Here is a 19,924-nt window from a genome sequence, read left to right as displayed (position 1 = left end):
GGAATAAGTGGCGACCTTTGCAGCGGAATAATTGGTGTACTTTGAAGCGGAATGGGTGGTGTACTTTGCAGCGGAATGGGTGGTGTACTTTGCAGCGGAATCGTGGTGCACTTTGCAGCGGAATATCCAATAAATACACCAAAAGGCATGGAGAGGATTAAAAATGCCATTATTTTAATATTGGAAAATACATATAAGGAATAAACTGTACACTGACAGAAACATTTCTGTAAAGGTTCAATAATTGATATCGATACTTGGAAAACTCTTGATAATAATCATTCTTAACGAAAACTAATCATTACAGGTAAAACTCCATAAAAGAAGATAGTAATAATATTAGAACAGCTAAGAAATTAGATCATGAATCCGCTAAGAATCTAATTGTAAAATGAAATATTCCGACAAAATTTCAATATTAAATAAAGACTTTAAAAATATTTAATATCGAGTAATTTACAGAAGATATTAAAAAATACAGATAAATATTTCGGACATCTGCCTACCATTTTTTTGCAGGCTTAAAAAATATTTCAAAAAATTACGTTGTAAAATTCTTTTTATTTTAATTCGAAAAAGTAGTTTTACACTTTTACGTTTTGTAGTAAAGTTGTGCATTGACCGCAAGTGGACTGACATGACTACCGCATTTTTTGTATTGAAATTTCAAATCTGTCTTACGAAAGTAATGTTTGGTATGTTTACATTTTTTACATATAATTCCCATTTCAAGCCGTTTGGCTTTGAATCCCTCAATACGCGATGCTTCATCAGGATATTTCTCGAAAAATTCAAGCAGGTTCGTAGCTCCCATTTAACAAGTTGATAGCCTAAGTATAAGCTGCTGTTAGCATTGTTACAAACGGATCGTCAAAATAAAATATATATTGATATTTATCGCTTTTAGAGCATTACTTTCAAAAAGACTATATTTGGAAAAAATTTAAACAAATGACTACTTTTGAGCAATTCAATCTTCCTAAATCCGTACAAAAAGCGATAGATGATTTAGGGTTTACAACGCCTACTCCTATTCAAGAAAAAACATTTTCTGTGATAATGTCAGGAAGAGATATGATGGGAATCGCTCAAACCGGCACTGGTAAAACATTTGCTTACCTATTGCCTTTGTTGAAACTATATAAATTTACTCCCGGTCATACGCCAAAAATAGTGCTGCTGGTTCCTACTCGTGAACTTGTTGTACAAGTTGCGGAAGAAATTGAGAAATTGACAAAATACATGTCGGTTCGTACTATTGGAATCTTTGGAGGTGTCAATATCAACACTCAAAAAAAAGCAGTATATGCAGGTTGCGACATACTAGTGGGAACTCCCGGAAGAATCATGGATTTAACGCTGGATAATGTGATTCGCTTTGAAGAAATGCAAAAACTGGTAATCGATGAGTTTGATGAAATGCTGAATTTAGGTTTCCGTACCCAATTGACCTCTATTTTGGCCATGATGCCTAAAAAACGTCAAAATATACTGTTTTCAGCGACAATGACGGATGAAGTAGATGCGATTTTGAATGATTATTTTGATTATCCTCAAGAAGTTACGCTTTCGGCATCAGGAACACCTCTGGAAAAAATCAAACAAATATCCTATCAGGTTCCTAATTTCAATACCAAAATAAACCTTTTAAAACACTTATTGCAAAACAACGAAGACATGAGTCGTGTGCTGGTGTTTGTCAATAATAAGAAAATTTCTGATATGGTTCACGAACGAATCGAGGAGGATTTTGAAGGTCAGTTTGGAGTAATTCACTCGAATAAATCACAAAATTATCGTTTGAGTACTATGGCTTCGTTCCAAGAAGGAAATTTACGAGGTTTGATCACTACTGACATCATGGCCAGAGGTTTAGATATTTCTAATATCACCCACGTTATCAATTTCGAAATGCCTGAATTACCTGAATTATACATGCACAGAATTGGTCGAACCGGTCGTGCAGATGCCACAGGAACCGCAATAAGTCTTATTGCGCCACGCGAAGAAGAATTTAAAGTAGAGATAGAAGTGCTGATGAATATGGTATTAGCCATTGAACCTTTCCCGGAAACAGTTGAAATCTCATCGAAATTAATTGAACCTGAAAAAGAGAGACAACCGATCAAGTTTATGATGAAAAAACAAAAACTTGACGGAGATGGCGCTTTTCAAGAGAAAAGTAAAAAGAATAAAAAAGTCAATTTAGGCGGCCCTGGGGTAACCAAGAAAAAAACACATGGTTCTGTAAATAGAAATATGCTAAAAACCAGAGATAAAAAGAGAAAAGACAAGAACAAATAAGATCAGTGTTCAGTTTCGAGTGTTCAGTTTCTAAATCCTGATTTTTTTCTGAAGATCGAGGTCTAAAGATAAAAACAAAAATAAATAGTAAAAAGTGTTGAAAAATAATTTTCGTTTTTCAACACTTTTTTTGTGAATTTTCAAGTTTAATTCTTTGTAAAAACCAAACAAACCGGCGAACACAAAACAATCTTTTTGCCAGTATCAGCAAGTAATCCAGTCTTTTTATTTCTTTTAAAAATCACTACATCATTGGTATATTGATTTGCTACCACAAGAAAATTACCCGTTGGGTCAATGGTAAAATTTCGAGGTCCTTTTCCTAAACTACTGGTTTGCCCTTTCAATAATAATTTTCCGTTTTTTAGAATTTCAAAAATGGTGATATTATTCGCTTCACCGCGATTAGAGGCATATAAAAACTTCCCGTCAGGTGAAATATGAATATCCGCAGCACTAAATGATCCTTTAAAATCTTCAGCTAAAATAGTCGTTTCATCAATCTTTGTCAACGTTCCGTTAGAATAACTAAATACTTTTAGCGTGCCGTCCAGTTCCTGTAATAAATAAACAAATTTACCATCATTGCTAAAGGTTAAATGTCTGGGTCCACTCCCAGATTTTACTGAGGTGCTGTCTTTTAATTCTAAAACAGTATGTTCAGCATTAGGATTATAAGCGTATGAATATACTTTGTCATTCCCTAAATCGTTAGACAAAACAAACTTTTTATCTGGAGAAAAATGAACCATGTGTACGTGCGGACCTTCTTGTCTTTGTGTATTAGTTCCTTTTCCATAATGTTGAATAACTTGCTTCGCTTCAGCTAGACTTCCGTCGTCATTTTTAGCAAAAACGGAAATAGTTCCCCCTGAATAATTAGCAACAATTACATTTTTATCGTCATTGATTATGTAACAAGGATCCGCACCCTTGGAGCTTTGCTTGTTGATTAAGTCTAATTTTCCTCTTGCTGAATTATAACTAAAAGAACTCACCGTACTTTCAGTCCCATTTTCGTTTACGGAATACACAAAATTATTATTTTTTGAAACTGTTAAATAACTGGGATTTAAAACCTTTTCAGTCGCATTTTTAAAACTGAAATCACCTGTGTTTGAATCAAAATCATATACATAAATCCCTTTACTGTCACAACTTTGGGTATAGGTTCCTATTAGTAAATTCAATTTGTTTTTTTGTGCATGAACACTTGTAAAAAGGAAGATTAATAGAAGAACCGCAAACGGCTTTTTCATGTTTTTAAAATTTATTAGAAAGCTAAAATACACAATATATTCCTAATGAATGTCACTAGTTTATTCCTTTGAAAAATTATAACAACTTCATCTAAAACTGTCAACAAATTTGTATTTTTGACTCCTGAAATTCAATGAACACCGTTGAAAACAAAATACAGTAAAGTAAACTCAACCTCAGAATGCATTTTAAACATCCCGAAATTTTATACTTTCTGTTCTTGTTGATTGTTCCACTTTTGGTTCATTTGTTTCAATTACGCCATTTCAAAAAAGAATATTTCACCAATGTTCGGTTCTTAAAAGCACTTTCAATTCAAACCAGAAAAAGCTCTAAAATCAAAAAATGGTTGCTTCTCGCCTGTCGTTTATTACTTCTAACTTGCCTTATTTTCGCATTTTCGCAACCTTTTTCCGAGTCCCAAGACAGCAAAAATGCCACCAATGAATTGTATATTATTTTGGACAATTCTTTTAGCATGCAAGCCAAAGGCAAAAAAGGGGAATTGCTAAAAAGAGCGGTTCAGGAATTACTTGAGGAAACTCCGGAAAATGTAAATTTTTCTTTAATTACCAATTCCGAAAATTATTGGAACACAGATATAAAGTCGGTTCGTGATGCTTTGCAAAATCTAAAATACAGCGCAACTTCGTTCCAATTAGACAACATAATGGCAAAAATAAAAGCGCATAAATCCGCTTTTAAAAAGGATATCATTATCATTACTGATGCAATAGGTCTTGATGAACAACAACTAAAAAAAAGTGATGCAACTGATTTTCCTTCGTTTATAATTCCAAAAGCAGAACAAAAAAATAATGTTTCTATTGACAGCGTATTCATTCATAAAACAGTAGAAAATTTTTATGAAATTAGTGTCCAAATATCCAGTTATGGCAAGAATTTAAACCCGATTCCAATTTCTCTATACAATGAAAACAAGCTTATTGCTAAAACTATAACAACTTTAGACACAAAGAAAAAAAACCTCAGTTTCACGATTCCTAAACAATCCTTTCATGGTTATTTTTCTATAGTTGACGATGGTTTGTCTTATGACAACACGTTTTTTTTCAGTATTTCAAAAACGAAGAAAACCAACATTATCAGCATTGGAGAACTATCGAAAAGCAACTTCCTTTCCAGAATTTATACCAGTGAAGAATTCAATTATAACAATTATATCTTAAACAGCTTAGACTACAATAAACTGGAAGAACAAGACGCCATTATTCTTAATGAATTGGATGAAATTCCGCAAGCTTTGATAACCACTTTGAATTCTTTTGTGGAGAAAGGTGGAAATTTAATTGTAATTCCTTCGGCGATAAGTTCCATTACCAATTTGAATTCTTTTTTCTCGAATTTTGGAAACCTCACATTTAATTCTTTAGAAAACAGAGAAAAATTGATTACCAAAATCAACTTCAATCATCCTATATTCAATAGCGTTTTTGAAAATAAGGTGACTAATTTTCAATATCCAAAGACAAAAAAATCCTTTATAATATCCAGTTCCAATCCTGCTGCTTTGTTTTATGAAGACCAAAGCGTTTTCTTGACATCGATAGCAAATTCAGTTTCAGCGGTTGCTGTTTTTGCTGCTCCTATCAACAGCAAAAATTCAAATTTTCAGCAATCGCCATTAATTGTACCTACGTTTTATAAGATGGCTATGAACAATCAAAACAACGACGTTAGTGCTCTGATAATTGGGAATAATAACCCGCATTTAACCGAAGCATCGCTAAACAAAGACGCTATTTTAACGGTAAAAGGCTTAGAAGAACAATTTATTCCTATCCAGCAAATTCTGAATAATAAAGTCAAAATGACTTTCAATAATTATCCGGAACAAGCAGGAAATTTCAGTGTTTACAATAAAAAAGAGTGGATTGAAAACATCAGTTTCAACTACAATAGAACCGAAAGTGATTTGGCTCCAGCAAATGAAACTATTCTTTCTGACTATAAAACAATCCAATCAATCCCATCGTTATTTGACACTTTACAAACTGACAGAACTGATAATCAAATTTGGAAATGGTTTGTTATCTTTGCACTGTTGTTTCTAATAATTGAAATGGCAATTATACGATTCGTAAAGTAAATAACGGAGTTAAACACTTAAAATTCAATATGAAACGAGCATGACTGTACTTTAGCCATAAAAGTCAATGTAAATTTTATATTCAATCAAAAAAACAAATAGTATCTACATATGAAACTAATCATCAGAGACGCCAAAATTATCGATTCGAAAAGTACCTTTCATAATAAGACTGCAGATATTCTAATTGTTGATGGTTTTATACAAAAAATTGGAACATGGCTACCAAATCCAGATAAAGCAGACGAAATACAACTCGATAATTTACATGTATCCCAAGGCTGGTTTGACAGCAGCGTTTCGCTTGGAGAGCCTGGTTATGAAGACCGTGAAACCATAGCAAACGGACTTACTGTAGCTGCCAAAAGTGGCTTCACGGCAATCGCATTACAACCCAACTCCTTCCCTATTATTGACAATCAATCCCAAGTGAATTTTGTTTTAAACAAAGCACAAGGATTTGCAACTCAACTGTATCCTATCGGCGCTTTGAGCAAAGAAAGTGCAGGAAAAGACATGGCTGAATTGTATGACATGAAAAAAGCGGGAGCAGTTGCTTTTGGAGATTATAATAAAAGTTTGGACAATGCTAATTTGCTAAAAATAGCCTTACAATACGTTCAGGATTTTGATGGATTACTTCTTGCTTTTTCCCAAGACGAAACGATAAAAGGAAACGGAGTGGCTAATGAAGGCGCTGTTTCTACCAGATTGGGTTTGAAAGGAATTCCAAATCTTGCCGAAGAATTGCAAATAGCACGAAATTTATTTCTGTTAGAATATACCGGCGGAAAACTTCATATTCCAACCATTTCTACTAAAAAATCAGTTCAATTAATCAAAGAGGCTAAAGCTAACGGACTAAATGTAACGTGCAGCGTGGCAGTACATCATTTAGTTTTAACCGATGAAAAACTGGAAGGTTTTGACACCCGTTATAAAATTTCTCCACCGCTTAGAACTGAAACCGATAGAAAAGCATTACTGAAAGGAATAAAAGACGGAACGATCGATATGATTACATCCGACCATAATCCGATGGATATTGAGCACAAAAAAATGGAATTTGATGGAGCCAAGAATGGAACTATTGGTCTGGAAAGTGCTTTTGGAGCTTTGATGACTGTTTTGCCATTAGAAACCGTAATAGAAAAACTCACTTCAGGAAAAACAACTTTTGGCATCGAAACAGTATCAATTAATCAAGGTTCAAAAGCAAATATTACCTTATTTAATCCGGAACCAAAAAGCATTTTTACAAAATCATCCATTTTATCCAAATCTAAAAACACTGCTTTTTTAGGAACTGAACTAAGAGGTAAAGTGTACGGAATTGTGAATCAAGGAAAATTAATTTTAGCATAAAAAAATGAATACTATTAATAATAATAATTCAGAGTCAGGAAAGACGGCCGCAATCACCAGTTATATTTTAGGAATTGGCGTATTTATTGCCATGTCTATGAACTCCGAGGACAAAAATGAATTTGCTTCATTTCACATCCGTCAAGGACTGGGACTTACTTTAACATTCATATCACTGGGATTAATCATCAGCAATTTTGACAGCCTAATGATTTCGGCTCCCATGTGGATTTTCGTATTTGTTTTATGGTCTTACGGTATTACCAGTGCTATAAAAGGAGAAACAAAACCGGTTCCATTATTGGGAACGTATTATCAAAAATGGTTATCAAACATCTCATAATCCCATGAATTTATCTTTAGAATATAAAATACGAGAACCTAAAATAAAATTAGACGAAAATCCACTTTTACTTTTATTGCACGGATACGGCAGCAATGAAGACGATTTATTTTCATTTGCAACCGAGCTTTCTGATGAATATTATATTGTTTCAGCACGTGCGCCTTATAACATGCAATACGGTGCATATGCATGGTATGCAATCAATTTTGATGCGGATCAAAATAAATTTTCGGATCACGAACAAGCCAAAGTTTCAAGAGATTTAATTGCCGGATTTATTGATGAATTAATTCAAACCTACCCCATAAATGCTGAAAAAGTCACATTGATTGGCTTCAGCCAAGGATCTATATTAAGTTATGCAGTTGCACTTTCATACCCTGAAAAGGTTCAGAAAGTAGTTGCGATGAGCGGGTACTTAAATTTAGAAATTGTCGCTGAGAATTACCTAAAAAACAATTTTCATACCCTGAAAATATTTGCTTCACATGGAACAGTGGATCAAGTAATTCCAGTTGAATGGGCAAGAAAAACACCCGCAATAGTAGAAAATTTAGGGATAAATATAACCTACAAGGAATATCCTATAGGACATGGAGTTGCTCCACAGAATTTTTATGACTTCAAAAACTGGATTTTAGAGAATGAATAATTAATATTGTGCCGTATTCAGGACTTTATAAACGGAATACGATACCTTAATTATTTTTGGTACAACAACGATTGATTGACCTCAAAAGAAATACTTTCATCATCATTGACAAAATATTTCAACAAAACTTCACCCCAAATTTCACCATCACTATAATCAGCAATAATCCATCTGTGGTTTAGTATTTTTACTTTGTTAATAATAAATTTATTTGTGCTAATTTGATCTTGACCCGTATACGGATTTCCCTTTGGGTTGGCGTTTAAATCCAATAATTTTTCAGTGACGAAAGGAATCAATTTCTCGTATTGAATTGTTTTGTTAGCGCTTGTAGTATCAAAATAATTTTGAGCATTCTCATTTTTTTCCAAAGAAAAATAGTTGGCATCCACTAATTGATTCGAAACCAAACTCAGACTGTCTCTTAATTTTTTAGTGGTTTTTTCATATCTAGTTTGCTCAAATACTACTTGTTTACTCAAAAACATATACGTAAAAACAGTAGAAAGCACAGCCAGAATAGTAAGGTACAGGAATAATGAATTTTTCATTTTAAATACAATTAAATTTTAATTTCTAGATTATCATAGGCGAGATAAACATGCTCGGGGAGATTTTTTTGAACCTCCTCGTGATACCCCATGATATGACTAATATGTGTAAGATAGGCTTTTTCTGGTTGGACCAAAGCTATAAAATCCAACGCTTCTTTTAAATTGAAATGCGTTTCATGAGACTCTTCCCGTAAAGCATTTACAACTAAAACCTTTAGATTTTTCAACTTGACTATTTCTCTTTTTTCAATAGTTTTCACATCCGTTAAGTAGGCAAAATCATCAATTCTATACCCAAAAACCTGAAGATTTCCATGCATGACACTGATGGGGACAACCGTTTTGTTGCCAATGGCAAATGACTGGTTATTGACAACTTCAATAGTTGTAACAGAAGGTGCACCGGGATATTTATTGACCGTTTCAAAAACATAATCGAAACGTCTTTTTAGATTAGTTATTACCCGTTGATGTGCATAAATTGGAATTTCTCCTTGTTTGAAATTAAAAGGCCGAATATCATCGATTCCTGCGGTATGATCCGCATGTTCATGAGTAAATAAAATACCATCTACTTTCTGGCAATTTGACACAAGCATTTGCTGTCTGAAATCAGGTCCGCAATCAATTACAAAAGAATAATTCTCCCAAGAAATCCATACAGAAACGCGCAGTCTTTTATCTTTAGAATCAAAGCTTTTACAAACAGGGTGATTACTACCAATAACAGGAATGCCTTGTGATGTACCAGTTCCTAAAAAATATACCTTCAACTTTCTTTATTTTATTTGCAAAAATAGGGTTAATTCCCTTTCATTAGAAACCTATTTAACTAACTTTACAAAATATTAGCCATATTAAAAGAAAATGGATACAGAAATAAAATTAAAAGGTGATAAAATCATCGAACAAATCCCTTCAGTCAAAGATAAAGCACTCCGTATTAATTTGAACGAAAATATCTATGGAACTTTTGCAGAAATTGGCGCTGGACAGGAAACTGTAAGACATTTTTTTAGATCTGGTGGATCCTCGGGTACAATTGCAAAAGCAATGTCAGCCTATGACAAAGACTTTAGCGATGCCGTTTATGGAATTGAAGAAGACGGTCGTTATGTGACTGAAAGTCGACTCAAAAAAATGCTTTCTCATGAAGTAAATCTAATAGAAAAAAGGCTAAGCAGAGAAAAACATCCTAATAAAATGTTTTTTAGCTATGCGAATACCGTGGCCACTATTGACTTTGCCAAACAATTCAAAGGACATGGCTGGGTCGGTATTAGTTATCAAATTGAGCCGGATGAGGATTATAATGAAATTATTCTTCACATTCGATTTAAAGAAACTGATGTGCGTTTGCAACAGGAAACATTAGGTATTCTGGGCGTAAACTTAATTTACGGAGCATATTACAAGTACAATGATCCCAAACGTCTCTTGCGTTATTTGTATGACCATTTAGACAAAGATCAATTAGAAATAGACACTATAAATTTCTCAGGTCCGCGTTTTGCTGATGTTGACAATCGTTTGATGAGTTTACAATTAGTCAAAAATGGAATGACTGATGCCGTTATGTTTAATCCTGATGGAATAAACATACTTCCTGCTGCTATCTTATACAAGAAAAACATCCTTGCTTTTAGGGGTAGTTTTCGTCCGGTTACAAAAGTCAACATGGATATGTATGAGAAATCATTAAAAATGTTTTTAAATGAGAACAAGGTCAGTCCGGAAAACACATTAGTGATTTTTGAAATTACATTATCCAACCTACGATCTGATGGAGAAATCGATGAAAGAGATTTTATGGATCGAGCCGAATTGCTCTGTTCACTTGGACAAACCGTAATGATTTCAAATTTTCAGGAATATTACAAAGTAGTGGAGTATTTTGCTAATTATACCAAAGCCAGAATGGGATTAGCCATGGGTGTGAATAATTTAATAGATATTTTTGACGAGAAATATTACCGTCATTTAAGTGGTGGAATTCTGGAAGCGTTTGGAAAATTATTCTACCGCGACATGAAAGTATTCTTGTATCCAATGATTGGGGAAAATGGAGAAATCATCACCTCCGAAAATTTAAAAGTACACCCAAGGATGAAAGAACTCTATAAATTCTTTAAATTCAACGGAAAAGTAGTTGATATAGATAATTATGATCCCACTATTTTAGAGGTGTTCTCTCGTGAAGTTTTAAATATGATTAATAATGGAAAGCCCGGTTGGGAAACAATGCTTCCCCCTGGTATTGCAGAAATAATTAAGGAACACAGACTTTTTGGATTTGATCCTAATAAAGTTTTGAAGGAAATCAATTCGTGAATCAGTAGTCAAATTTTGAGTTAAATTAAAAACAAAGTCCAGAATTTAGGTCGATTAAAACCGCAGATCTGGACTTTGTTTATTATTAAAAGTTGGTTTGCATTTATATTTGCAAATGCAATAAAAAATGACTTTGAATGAATCCTTATTTTAGTATCTGAGCAGCATGCAATTTGGTTTTTACAGCCGAAATAACCTCATCAATAATCCCGTTTTCATCAATTATAAAAGTAGTTCTGTGAATCCCGTCATACTCTTTTCCCATAAATTTTTTGGGACCCCAAACCCCAAAAGCCTGTATCACTGATTTGTCTTCATCTGCAAGTAATGGAAAAGGAAAATTATACTTTTCCTTAAACCTGACCTGTGCTTTTTGAGCATCGGCACTAACGCCCAGAAGTGCATAATTGTTAGCTTCAAATTGCTCGAAATTATCTCTTAAGTCACAAGCCTCAGCTGTACATCCTGGCGTATTTGCTTTTGGATAAAAGAAAATAACTAATTTTTTACCTGCATAATCTGCCAATTGATGTAATTTTCCGTCTTGATCCAGACCTGAAAAATCAGGTGCTTTATCTCCTTTTTTTAATGTTGTCATTATTTTTATTGATTTGAATTTGAATTTTGCTAATGCCACCGAAATTGTTTTTCTTTACCAATCAAATTTAATAAATAATGAATAAACAGGAACGTGTAATTTTTGTTATAAATACGTTAAAAAAACTATATCCTACGATTCCAATTCCCTTGGATCATAAAGACCCGTATACGTTGCTGATTGCCGTTTTATTATCCGCACAATGTACGGATATTCAAGTAAATAAAATCACTCCTTTACTTTTTGCAAAAGCAGATAATCCGTTTGATATGATCAAAATGTCAGTCGAAGAAATTAAGGAAATCATTCGGCCTTGTGGCTTATCGCCAATGAAATCAAAAGGAATTCATGGTTTATCCCATATATTAATTGACAAACATGGCGGAAAAGTACCTCAGAGTTTTGAATTTCTGGAAGAATTACCCGCTGTAGGACATAAAACGGCTAGTGTCGTGATGTCGCAAGCTTTTGGAGTTCCGGCCTTTCCGGTTGACACACACATCCATCGCTTGATGTACCGCTGGAATTTAACAAATGGAAAAAACGTAGTTCAAACGGAGAAAGATGCTAAACGTCTTTTTCCTGAAGCAATTTGGAATGACCTGCATCTTCAAATTATTTGGTACGGAAGAGAATATTCTCCGGCTCGTGGCTGGGATTTAGATCAGGATATTATAACTAAAACAATTGGCCGAAAAACGGCTATTGATGCGTATTATAAAAAATAAAGGATACTAAAAAACCGCTACTTCCAAATGGAATCAGCGGTTTTTTCGTCTTTTACAATCCAAATAAAAAAGGAAAGCTGCTATTTCTACATCAATTCAATATAATTTCGAAATTTTTATTGTCTATTTTCAGTATGCTTAACGCCTTAGAATAGCTTAATAAAAAAGAAATTGTTTCTTTACTGGGTTTCATTGTTTGAGAAACTAATGATTTTTTTGAGTAAATTTTTGCCATACAATAATACATATTTGTTTTCTATTACAACGCAGCAAGTTTCAGTATATTGTCAATTAGTCAAAACAATTTGGTGTTTATCAATCACTTTTCTCAAATTCATCAAAGCGTAACGCATTCTTCCTAAGGCGGTATTGATACTCACTCCTGTTGTCTCTGAAATTTCTTTAAAACTCATATCCTGGTACATTCGCATCACCAAAACTTCTTTTTGATCAGCAGGAAGTTCTTCTATTAGTTTTTTTAAATCCAGTTCGACTTGTTCCGATATTATTTTGTTTTCTATGGTCAACGAATCATCGGACATAATTGAGAAAATGGAAAACTCTTCCGTTTCTCTGAACATAGGCATTTTTTTAGTTTTTCGGTAATGATCAACAACCAGATTATGGGAAATACGCATTACCCATGGTAAAAATTTACCTTCTTCATTATAAGAATTTGATTTTAAAGTTTTTATCACTTTAATAAAAGTATCCTGAAAAATGTCTTTGGTAATATCTCTATCCAGAATTTTAGAATATATAAAACCAAAAATTTTTGATTCATGCCTTTTTATCAATTTAGCTAAGGCATCCTCATTACCTGAAATGTATTCCTTTACCAATAATGCATCAGGGAGTTGTATATTAACCATAATTATACTTTTTAGTTTTTAATTAAAATTGGAGAGTTTTCTCTAAAAAGTAGTTTTGTATATAGGCTAAAGAGTTTTTAGGTTTGTTAAAATTTTCAAATTTAACCAATTATTATTTTAACATCCAAGTAAAATTAATAAAAATTAACAGAGGTTCATTAAAATTTGTTAAAGTTTTTCTTGTTTTTTCACATTTACAATACAAATAGCATGCCGATGAGTACAACTAAATGATTTTGTACCCAAAACCTCCTAAATTTTAAAAAAAACTAAAACAAGACCTTGCGATCCTAAAACAGAATACAAAATGATATTTTAGTTTTGATTATAGCATTAGTTACTGATAAACCTTTATGTAATCTACTATAAAATCCTGAGGAAGTATCGCATCATCCACTTCTGGTCCTCCAAAATTCCCTCCTATCGCCATATTCACGATAAAGTAGAACGGCTGGTTAAATGGCCAGATTGCTTCGGTTTTATTTTCAGGCTGAAACGTGTACACTAAAATATCATCTACATAAAATTCCATTTTATCTTCCGTCCATTCCACGGCGTAAATATGAAAACCTTCTTCAATAGTTTCAAATCTGGTTTTCTTAGTATTTACAGTATTTCCGTGACTATCCTGAGTGTGTAAAGAAGTAAAAATCATATGGGGTTCTTTCCCCACATATTCTAAAATGTCGATTTCACCAGATTTAGGCCAACCTACTTCACTGATATTTGACCCTAACATCCACCAAGCTGGCCAAATTCCTTGGCCAACAGGCAACTTTGCTCTGGCCTCAAAACGTCCGTATTGGAACTCTTTTTTACCTTTAGTAGTAATCCGAGTTGAAGTGTACGTATCACCCTCTTTTTTGGCAGTGATGATTAACTGACTATTGGCAATTGAGTGATTTTGTTTCGTGTACAATTGTCTCTCGTTGTTTCCCCAACCACAATTAGGGCAACCATCGCCAATCTCAAAATTCCAATTTTTTTCGTTTAATTTGGTCCCCTCAAAATTTTCCTCCCAAACTAATTTTCTTTTGTGCTGTTGTGCAAAAGCAAAATTGACCACAAGTACAAATACTATAATTTTTTTCATTTTATTTTAATTAGAATATTGAAAATCCCCTTCCAATTTTGTTACTGAACTACCTCCGATGAATACTTTAAAGTCTCCGGCTTCTGCTTCCCACTTTCTATTGGCTGTGAAATATTCGATTGTTTTTTCATCGATTGTAAACACCACTTTCTTGGTCTCATTAGGCTGTAGTTCGATCATTTCAAATCCTTTCAACTCTTTCACCGGACGTGTAATACTTCCTATTAAATCTCTAATATACAATTGAACCACTTCTTTTCCGGCAACTTTTCCAATATTTTTCAAATTTACGGAAACTTCAATTTTACCCTTTTTACCGAATTTATTAGATGATAATTTCAAATTGGAATATTCAAATTTAGAATAACTGAGTCCGTGACCAAAAGGATACAATGGTGTATTTTTTTCATCGATATAATGCGACCAAAATACACTTTCGGGCTCGTTCTTTACTGGTCTTCCCGTATTTTTATAATTGTAATAAATAGGAACCTGACCTACGTTTCTGGGAAAAGTCATAGGCAATTTTCCACTTGGATTGTAATCACCATACAAAACCTGCGCAATGGCGTGCCCGCTTTGTGTTCCTAAATGCCATCCTTCAAGAATTGCAGGAATATTTTCATCCGCCCAAGGAATGGCTAATGGTCGACCGTTATTTAAAACCAAAACCACATTAGGATTGACCTTGTAAACTGCCTCTAATAATTCTTGCTGGACTCCCGGCAAACCTAGATCAGCTCTACTTCTTCCCTCGCCTGATTGCAAACCGTGTTCTCCTAAAACCATTACCACCACATCAGCTTGTTTTGCTACCGCAATTGCTTCTGCAAATCCGCTCTTATCAGTCGTATTGATTTTAGTTTCCCAAATAAACTGGGTTCTTCCCTCGGTTACATCAGCTCCTTTGGCAAACGTTAGCGTATTTCCTGAATACTTTTGCAATCCTTCTAGAACTGAAACAGCCGAATTATCGTCAGCAGCAATTCTCCAACTTCCTAAAGGACTTGTTTTATCAGTTGCCAAAGCACCAATTAATGCAATTTTTAGTCCTGACTTTTTTAGCGGTAATACTTCTTTTTCATTTTTCAAAAGTACTATTGATTTCTTGGCCATATCCAAAACTCCTTCTTGAAATTCTTGTTTTCCAACGGTTGCCAATTCTCGATTTTCATCACAATATTTATACGGATCATTAAACAAACCTAATTCGAACTTTACCTTTAGAATTCGTCTTGCCGCATCATCAATATCACTTACTTTGACTTTGCCTTCCTGAACTAATGCAACTAAATGCTCCACATACGCGCTGGATTCCATATCCATGTCTGAACCAGCATTAATGGCTATTTCAGCTGCCTGCTTACTATCCTTGGCATATCCATGCGGAATCATTTCGTTGATAGAACCCCAATCCGAAACTACAAAACCATCAAATTTCCAATCTCTTTTTAATACTTCTCTTTGTAAATAGGCATTTCCTGTTGCGGGAATCCCATTCAATTCATTAAAGGAATTCATAAACGTGCGCACACCTGCATCAACCGCTGCTTTAAAAGGCGGAAAAATAGTATTCTGCAACACCGTTTCGCTTATATCAACCGTATTATAATCTCTTCCGGATTCTGCAAAAGCATATCCTGCAAAATGTTTGGCACAAGCCAAAATAGTATTCGTCGCGGCTAAATCTTCACCTTGAAAACCTTGTATACGCGCAACGGCAATCTTACTTCCTAAAAAAGTGTCTTCACCAGCACCTTCCATAACACGTCCCCATCGGGCATCCCTCGAAATATCAATCATAGGTGCGAAAGTCCAATTCAATCCTACTGCAGCGGCTTCTTCTGCAGCTATTGCAGCTGACTTTTTTATTGCTTTTAAATCCCAACTTGCTGCTTCGGCCAGCGGAATTGGGCTGATGGTTTTGTAACCGTGAATTACATCAAACCCAAAAAGCAAAGGAATTCCCAATCGGGTTTGTTCTACCGCTATTTTCTGTAACGCTTTCACATCCTTAACTCCTTTTACATTTAGCATTGATCCGACTAACCCTTTTTTCAGGTCTTCGTATTTTTTGGCTGCCTGCCCTTCTTTTGGACTGGGCCCTGTGATATCCCAAAAACCATTATACTGATTGAGTTGCCCTACTTTTTCTTCCAAAGTCATCAGCTGGAGAACCGAATCTACTTTTGTATCCAGAATACTTTCTTTGGAATAAGAAACCGGTGATTTTAAAATTTTAGTGCTGCAACCTGCAATTATTAGAGCTGTTATAGCAAAAGATGCTAACAGGGATTTATTTCTCATCATTATCCTTTTTTATTACAATTAAAAGGCCGGTAAAAAACCGACCTTTTTATATTAATTACGTATTTTATTGATAAATCCTTACATAATCAATCTCCATCGAAGATTGTGTAAAAGCAGGATCAATGGCTCCGCCAAAACTTCCTCCCATTGCCACATTCAAAATCATGAAAAAATCACTGTTGAAAGGCACTGAACTACTATTGGCAAACGTATGAAAAAGTTTATCATCCACATAAAACTGTATCGAAATTGGACTCCATATCGTTTTATAAATATGGAACTCAGTAGCTGCATTTGCTATTGTTGTTTTAGCTGTGTTTGGGTTTGCTCCAAAATTACCCGGATAATGTAATGTTCCGTGGATGACATTTGGATCATTTCCTTTGTGCTCCATGAAATCAATTTCACCACATTTTGGCCAAGTATTAGTTTTATAATCTTGTCCTAGGGACCAAATTGCAGGCCAAGTTCCTCCACCAACTGGCAGTTTCGCTCTAACTTCAATTTTACCATAGGTAAATTCATATTTATCTTCTGTTTTCAATCGTGCGGAAGTGTAGCCTGTTCCTGATTTTTTAGCTGTAATTTTTAAATTTCCATTTTGAACAATTACATTATCAGCACCGTTGGTATACGTTTGGGCTTCGCCATTACCCCAACCGCCAGCGCCAAGGTCATATCCCCATTTTGTAGGATCCGGAGCACCGGCAACATTAAATTCATCAGCAAATTTCAAAACAGTATAATCTGTTGTTGGCGTAGGTGTTACAACTGCCGCAGGAGCTGCTGTAGTAAAAGTATGGTACCATGCCAAAAATGGATTCCCGGATTGAATCACTCTTACTACCATACGATTATCGGTAATTGATAAGATTTCATACGAACTAGATCCGACAAAGTAGCCCATAAAACCACCATCTGCAAAGTTCATTGTAGTTCCTCTTGTTTGAGTGGCGCTATTCGGATTTTTAGTTACAAAGGAATCTGACTTACTCAACGTTACAGTTTTAAGACCGCTTGTATTTAAGTCATAACAGGCATCCTCGCCGCCTCCTTTGAAAGCTCCGTTATAATACGTTTGTCCCTTGTTATCCAATTCAAGTTTCAAATTGCCCCCAACTATAGAAAAAGTCATCACACTTTTGTACAAACACGTTGCAGATTTTTCATTTGCTTTAGCAGAGTAGAAATCAGGGTAGTAATTTTTTGTTCCAAAAGTAGGATCAGACCAAGCTACGTTTGGACCAACACCTAAATGGCCATCTTCGGATTGTGCCCAATACCATTTTCTGGATGCGCCACCTGTTAAGAATTGTACCGCTTGCTCATCTTTAAAATTACTAAAAACAGTTACTTCTAAAGTCACATTAGTCGCAATCCCTCCTGCTCCAGAAGCAATAACGGTCACTGTGTATGTGTTTGTACCTGGTGTTGCAAAGGTGTTTTCAAGAATCCCGCTTGGCGAATTTTGAGAAGTTCCATCGCTAAAAATGTATTTATACGATATTGCATTTTCTGCCGTGCTCGTGAATTTTACTTTCCCGGAACCATTTCCGTTTGGCAAAGCCGCTGTTTTACCAACTAACTCTGCTGTAACCTGAAGACTCGAAGGCGTATCTAACGCTCCAAAACCTAAATTATCCTCCTGACAATTGACCATCAATAGAAGGACAAAAACGGATACTAAATTTATTACTATTTTTTTCATTTTTACTATTTTTTAAAAAACATAACTGTGATACTCGTTGTATACCAATTCATTTTAAACTCATAATTACTTGCTACTATCTATCTTTTTATTAATTATGAAAATAAACATTATCAACATAAACAGTGTTATTTCCGGCAGGCGCACCTACATAAATGAGCTGTGCAATGTGCGCTCGTGTGGTTAATCCTGCAAAAGAACTCAATGGAATATCTAAACTTACCCAAGATCCTTTTGCTGGAGATGAAACTGTTATTTCATGTTCTTTGTCGTCGCCCCCGCCAAAAGCTCCATTGGCACCAAAATCGACTAATTTTATTTTGAATTGTGTAAAGTCTGATGACCAAACGTCCGTATGAAAATGGGTCATTGCAGTAGCATTAATAGGACTTGTGGTTGCTTCGATACCAACAAAATCCAAGGCACTGTATTTTTTTGTTGCATTTCCATTAATACTCAAATCCGTCAAAGTGGCACTTGACCAGGAAGTTCTCCAGGTATCAACAGGGACATTTGCATACGCATCACTGAACATTGAAATTACTTTAGAAGCTCCTAAAGTAGGAGATGGCGCTGCACTAATTGAGCCCACCTGATTGTAAAAGAAAACATTATCTACATAAACCGTAGTATTTCCTGAAGGTGCGCCAACAAAAATTAATTGCGCAATGTGAGAACGAGTAGTCAATCCAGTGAAATTACTTAACGGAATATCTAAACTCACCCATTTTTCTTTCGCCGGATTTGAGATTGTGATTTCATGTTCTTTATCATCGCCTCCGCCAAAAACTCCATTAGCGCCAAAATCAACCAGTTTAACTTTAAATTCTGTCAAATCTGAAGACCATATATCGGTGTGAAAGAAAGTCATCGCCGAAGCATTAATTGGCTTTGTAGTTGCTTCAATACCTACAAAATTTAAGGCGCTGTATTTTTTAGTTTTGTTACCACTAATATCAATGTCTTCGAGATTAGCCTGTGACCAAGAAGTTCTCCAAGTGTCAACAGCAACATTTGTATAACTATCGCTAAACATAGAAATCACGTTCGCTGCTGGAATTGTAGGAACTGGTGCAGCAAATAAATTGGTTACAGTAATGGCTTGTGTTTTTTGTGTGGTTGCTGCACCTCCGCTCAAGGCAACTACTTTTACTTGATACGTTCCAGGATTCAAATATGTGTGTTTAATGACTTGACCTTCCATAAAATCAACGGGGACTTCATTGGTTACATCTCCAAAATAAACCTGAAAAAACGTTTCTAATTCAGCTTTTGCAGTTACAGTAATTGATAGGTTACTTCCAATAGTAATCGTGGGTTCAAAATTTCTTGGTGCCAAAAAAGAAACCGTTACTTCTTGAATCGCTTCAGTTTTTTTACCATTTATAGTTACCCCAACAATTTTCGCCTGAAATTTACCCTCTTTATATTTATGGGTAAAGGTACCACCCGGATTTACGTAAGCAGGCGCTGTGGTGGCATCACCAAAATAAATTTCGAACTGAGTTACGCCTTCCCCTTTTGGCAGAAAAGTAACATTTCCTGAATTATCTTGTGTAATGGTCGTCAGAGCAGATATATTTGAAGGCGCATTTACACCATCCAGATCTACGTCATTATTTTCGTCTGAACATCCCAAAAAGATCGTTAGAACAAAAAGACTTAGTATTAATTTTAATTTTTTCATATTGTA

Annotated in this window: 16 protein-coding genes and 1 pseudogene; 7 read left to right on the top strand and 10 right to left on the bottom strand. The window is 34.7% G+C overall.

Going from position 1 to position 19,924, the window contains the following annotated elements; genetic code table 11:
* Positions 1–631: 631 nt before the first annotated feature.
* A pseudogene (locus EKM02_RS11995) lies at positions 632–814 on the bottom strand (IS1595 family transposase); the annotation flags it as partial.
* A gap of 137 nt (positions 815–951) precedes the next feature.
* On the opposite strand from EKM02_RS11995, the gene EKM02_RS11990 reads away from it, so the two are divergent.
* Complete coding sequence (locus EKM02_RS11990) at positions 952–2,304, top strand: DEAD/DEAH box helicase (protein ID WP_126455466.1); 1,353 nt, start codon at positions 952–954, stop codon at positions 2,302–2,304.
* A 146-nt stretch (positions 2,305–2,450) separates the two neighbouring features.
* On the opposite strand, the gene EKM02_RS11985 is transcribed toward EKM02_RS11990, so the two are convergent.
* Positions 2,451–3,563 carry a lactonase family protein gene (locus EKM02_RS11985; RefSeq protein ID WP_126455464.1) on the bottom strand — a complete coding sequence of 371 codons (1,113 nt, stop codon included), beginning with the start codon at positions 3,561–3,563 and terminating at the stop codon, positions 2,451–2,453.
* Positions 3,564–3,745: 182 nt separating this feature from the next.
* Between EKM02_RS11985 and EKM02_RS11980 the strand changes: the two genes are divergently transcribed.
* The 4 genes from EKM02_RS11980 (at position 3,746) to EKM02_RS11965 (ending at position 8,037) form a co-directional block, all read left to right on the top strand.
* Positions 3,746–5,674, top strand: a complete 1,929-nt coding sequence (locus tag EKM02_RS11980) for a BatA domain-containing protein (RefSeq protein WP_126455461.1) — start codon at positions 3,746–3,748, stop codon at positions 5,672–5,674.
* A gap of 111 nt (positions 5,675–5,785) precedes the next feature.
* Complete coding sequence (locus EKM02_RS11975; RefSeq protein ID WP_126455459.1) at positions 5,786–7,039, top strand: dihydroorotase; 1,254 nt, start codon at positions 5,786–5,788, stop codon at positions 7,037–7,039.
* Between the two features lie 4 nt (positions 7,040–7,043).
* Positions 7,044–7,382 (top strand): hypothetical protein, encoded by a 339-nt coding sequence (locus EKM02_RS11970; RefSeq protein WP_126455457.1) that lies wholly within the window; start codon positions 7,044–7,046, stop codon positions 7,380–7,382.
* 4 nt (positions 7,383–7,386) lie between these two features.
* Positions 7,387–8,037 carry an alpha/beta hydrolase gene (locus EKM02_RS11965; protein ID WP_126455456.1) on the top strand — a complete coding sequence of 217 codons (651 nt, stop codon included), beginning with the start codon at positions 7,387–7,389 and terminating at the stop codon, positions 8,035–8,037.
* A 50-nt stretch (positions 8,038–8,087) separates the two neighbouring features.
* On the opposite strand, the gene EKM02_RS11960 is transcribed toward EKM02_RS11965, so the two are convergent.
* Entirely contained in the window at positions 8,088–8,588 is a 501-nt protein-coding gene (locus tag EKM02_RS11960) for a hypothetical protein (RefSeq protein WP_126455455.1), read from the bottom strand.
* Between the two features lie 11 nt (positions 8,589–8,599).
* A complete protein-coding gene (locus EKM02_RS11955) occupies positions 8,600–9,364 on the bottom strand; it encodes an MBL fold metallo-hydrolase (RefSeq protein ID WP_126455454.1) in 765 nt (254 codons plus the stop codon).
* Between the two features lie 94 nt (positions 9,365–9,458).
* On the opposite strand from EKM02_RS11955, the gene EKM02_RS11950 reads away from it, so the two are divergent.
* Positions 9,459–10,922: a TonB-dependent receptor gene (locus EKM02_RS11950; RefSeq protein WP_126455453.1), complete on the top strand. Its 1,464-nt coding sequence runs from the start codon at positions 9,459–9,461 to the stop codon at positions 10,920–10,922.
* Between the two features lie 145 nt (positions 10,923–11,067).
* Here the strand turns inward: EKM02_RS11950 and bcp are convergent, their stop codons facing one another.
* Positions 11,068–11,520, bottom strand: a complete 453-nt coding sequence (bcp, locus tag EKM02_RS11945; protein ID WP_126455451.1) for a thioredoxin-dependent thiol peroxidase — start codon at positions 11,518–11,520, stop codon at positions 11,068–11,070.
* 77 nt (positions 11,521–11,597) lie between these two features.
* Here bcp and EKM02_RS11940 point away from each other — a divergent pair, with 77 nt between their 5' ends.
* Entirely contained in the window at positions 11,598–12,248 is a 651-nt protein-coding gene (locus EKM02_RS11940; RefSeq protein ID WP_126455449.1) for an endonuclease III domain-containing protein, read from the top strand.
* Between the two features lie 287 nt (positions 12,249–12,535).
* On the opposite strand, the gene EKM02_RS11935 is transcribed toward EKM02_RS11940, so the two are convergent.
* The 5 genes from EKM02_RS11935 to EKM02_RS11915 form a co-directional block, all read right to left on the bottom strand.
* A complete protein-coding gene (locus EKM02_RS11935; RefSeq protein ID WP_126455447.1) occupies positions 12,536–13,120 on the bottom strand; it encodes an RNA polymerase sigma factor in 585 nt (194 codons plus the stop codon).
* A gap of 337 nt (positions 13,121–13,457) precedes the next feature.
* On the bottom strand, positions 13,458–14,213 hold the full coding sequence (locus EKM02_RS11930; protein ID WP_126455445.1) for a family 16 glycosylhydrolase: 756 nt from the start codon (positions 14,211–14,213) through the stop codon (positions 13,458–13,460).
* A gap of 6 nt (positions 14,214–14,219) precedes the next feature.
* Entirely contained in the window at positions 14,220–16,520 is a 2,301-nt protein-coding gene (bglX, locus tag EKM02_RS11925; RefSeq protein WP_126455470.1) for a beta-glucosidase BglX, read from the bottom strand.
* Between the two features lie 67 nt (positions 16,521–16,587).
* Positions 16,588–18,231, bottom strand: a complete 1,644-nt coding sequence (locus EKM02_RS11920; protein ID WP_126455443.1) for a family 16 glycosylhydrolase — start codon at positions 18,229–18,231, stop codon at positions 16,588–16,590.
* A 91-nt stretch (positions 18,232–18,322) separates the two neighbouring features.
* A complete protein-coding gene (locus tag EKM02_RS11915) occupies positions 18,323–19,918 on the bottom strand; it encodes a PKD domain-containing protein (RefSeq protein WP_126455441.1) in 1,596 nt (531 codons plus the stop codon).
* Positions 19,919–19,924: the final 6 nt, after the last annotated feature.

The sequence above is a fragment of the Flavobacterium sp. RSP49 genome, assembly GCF_003968735.1.
In the GTDB taxonomy this organism is placed as follows: Bacteria; Bacteroidota; Bacteroidia; order Flavobacteriales; family Flavobacteriaceae; genus Flavobacterium.
This window is presented reverse-complemented; position numbering and strand designations above follow the sequence as displayed.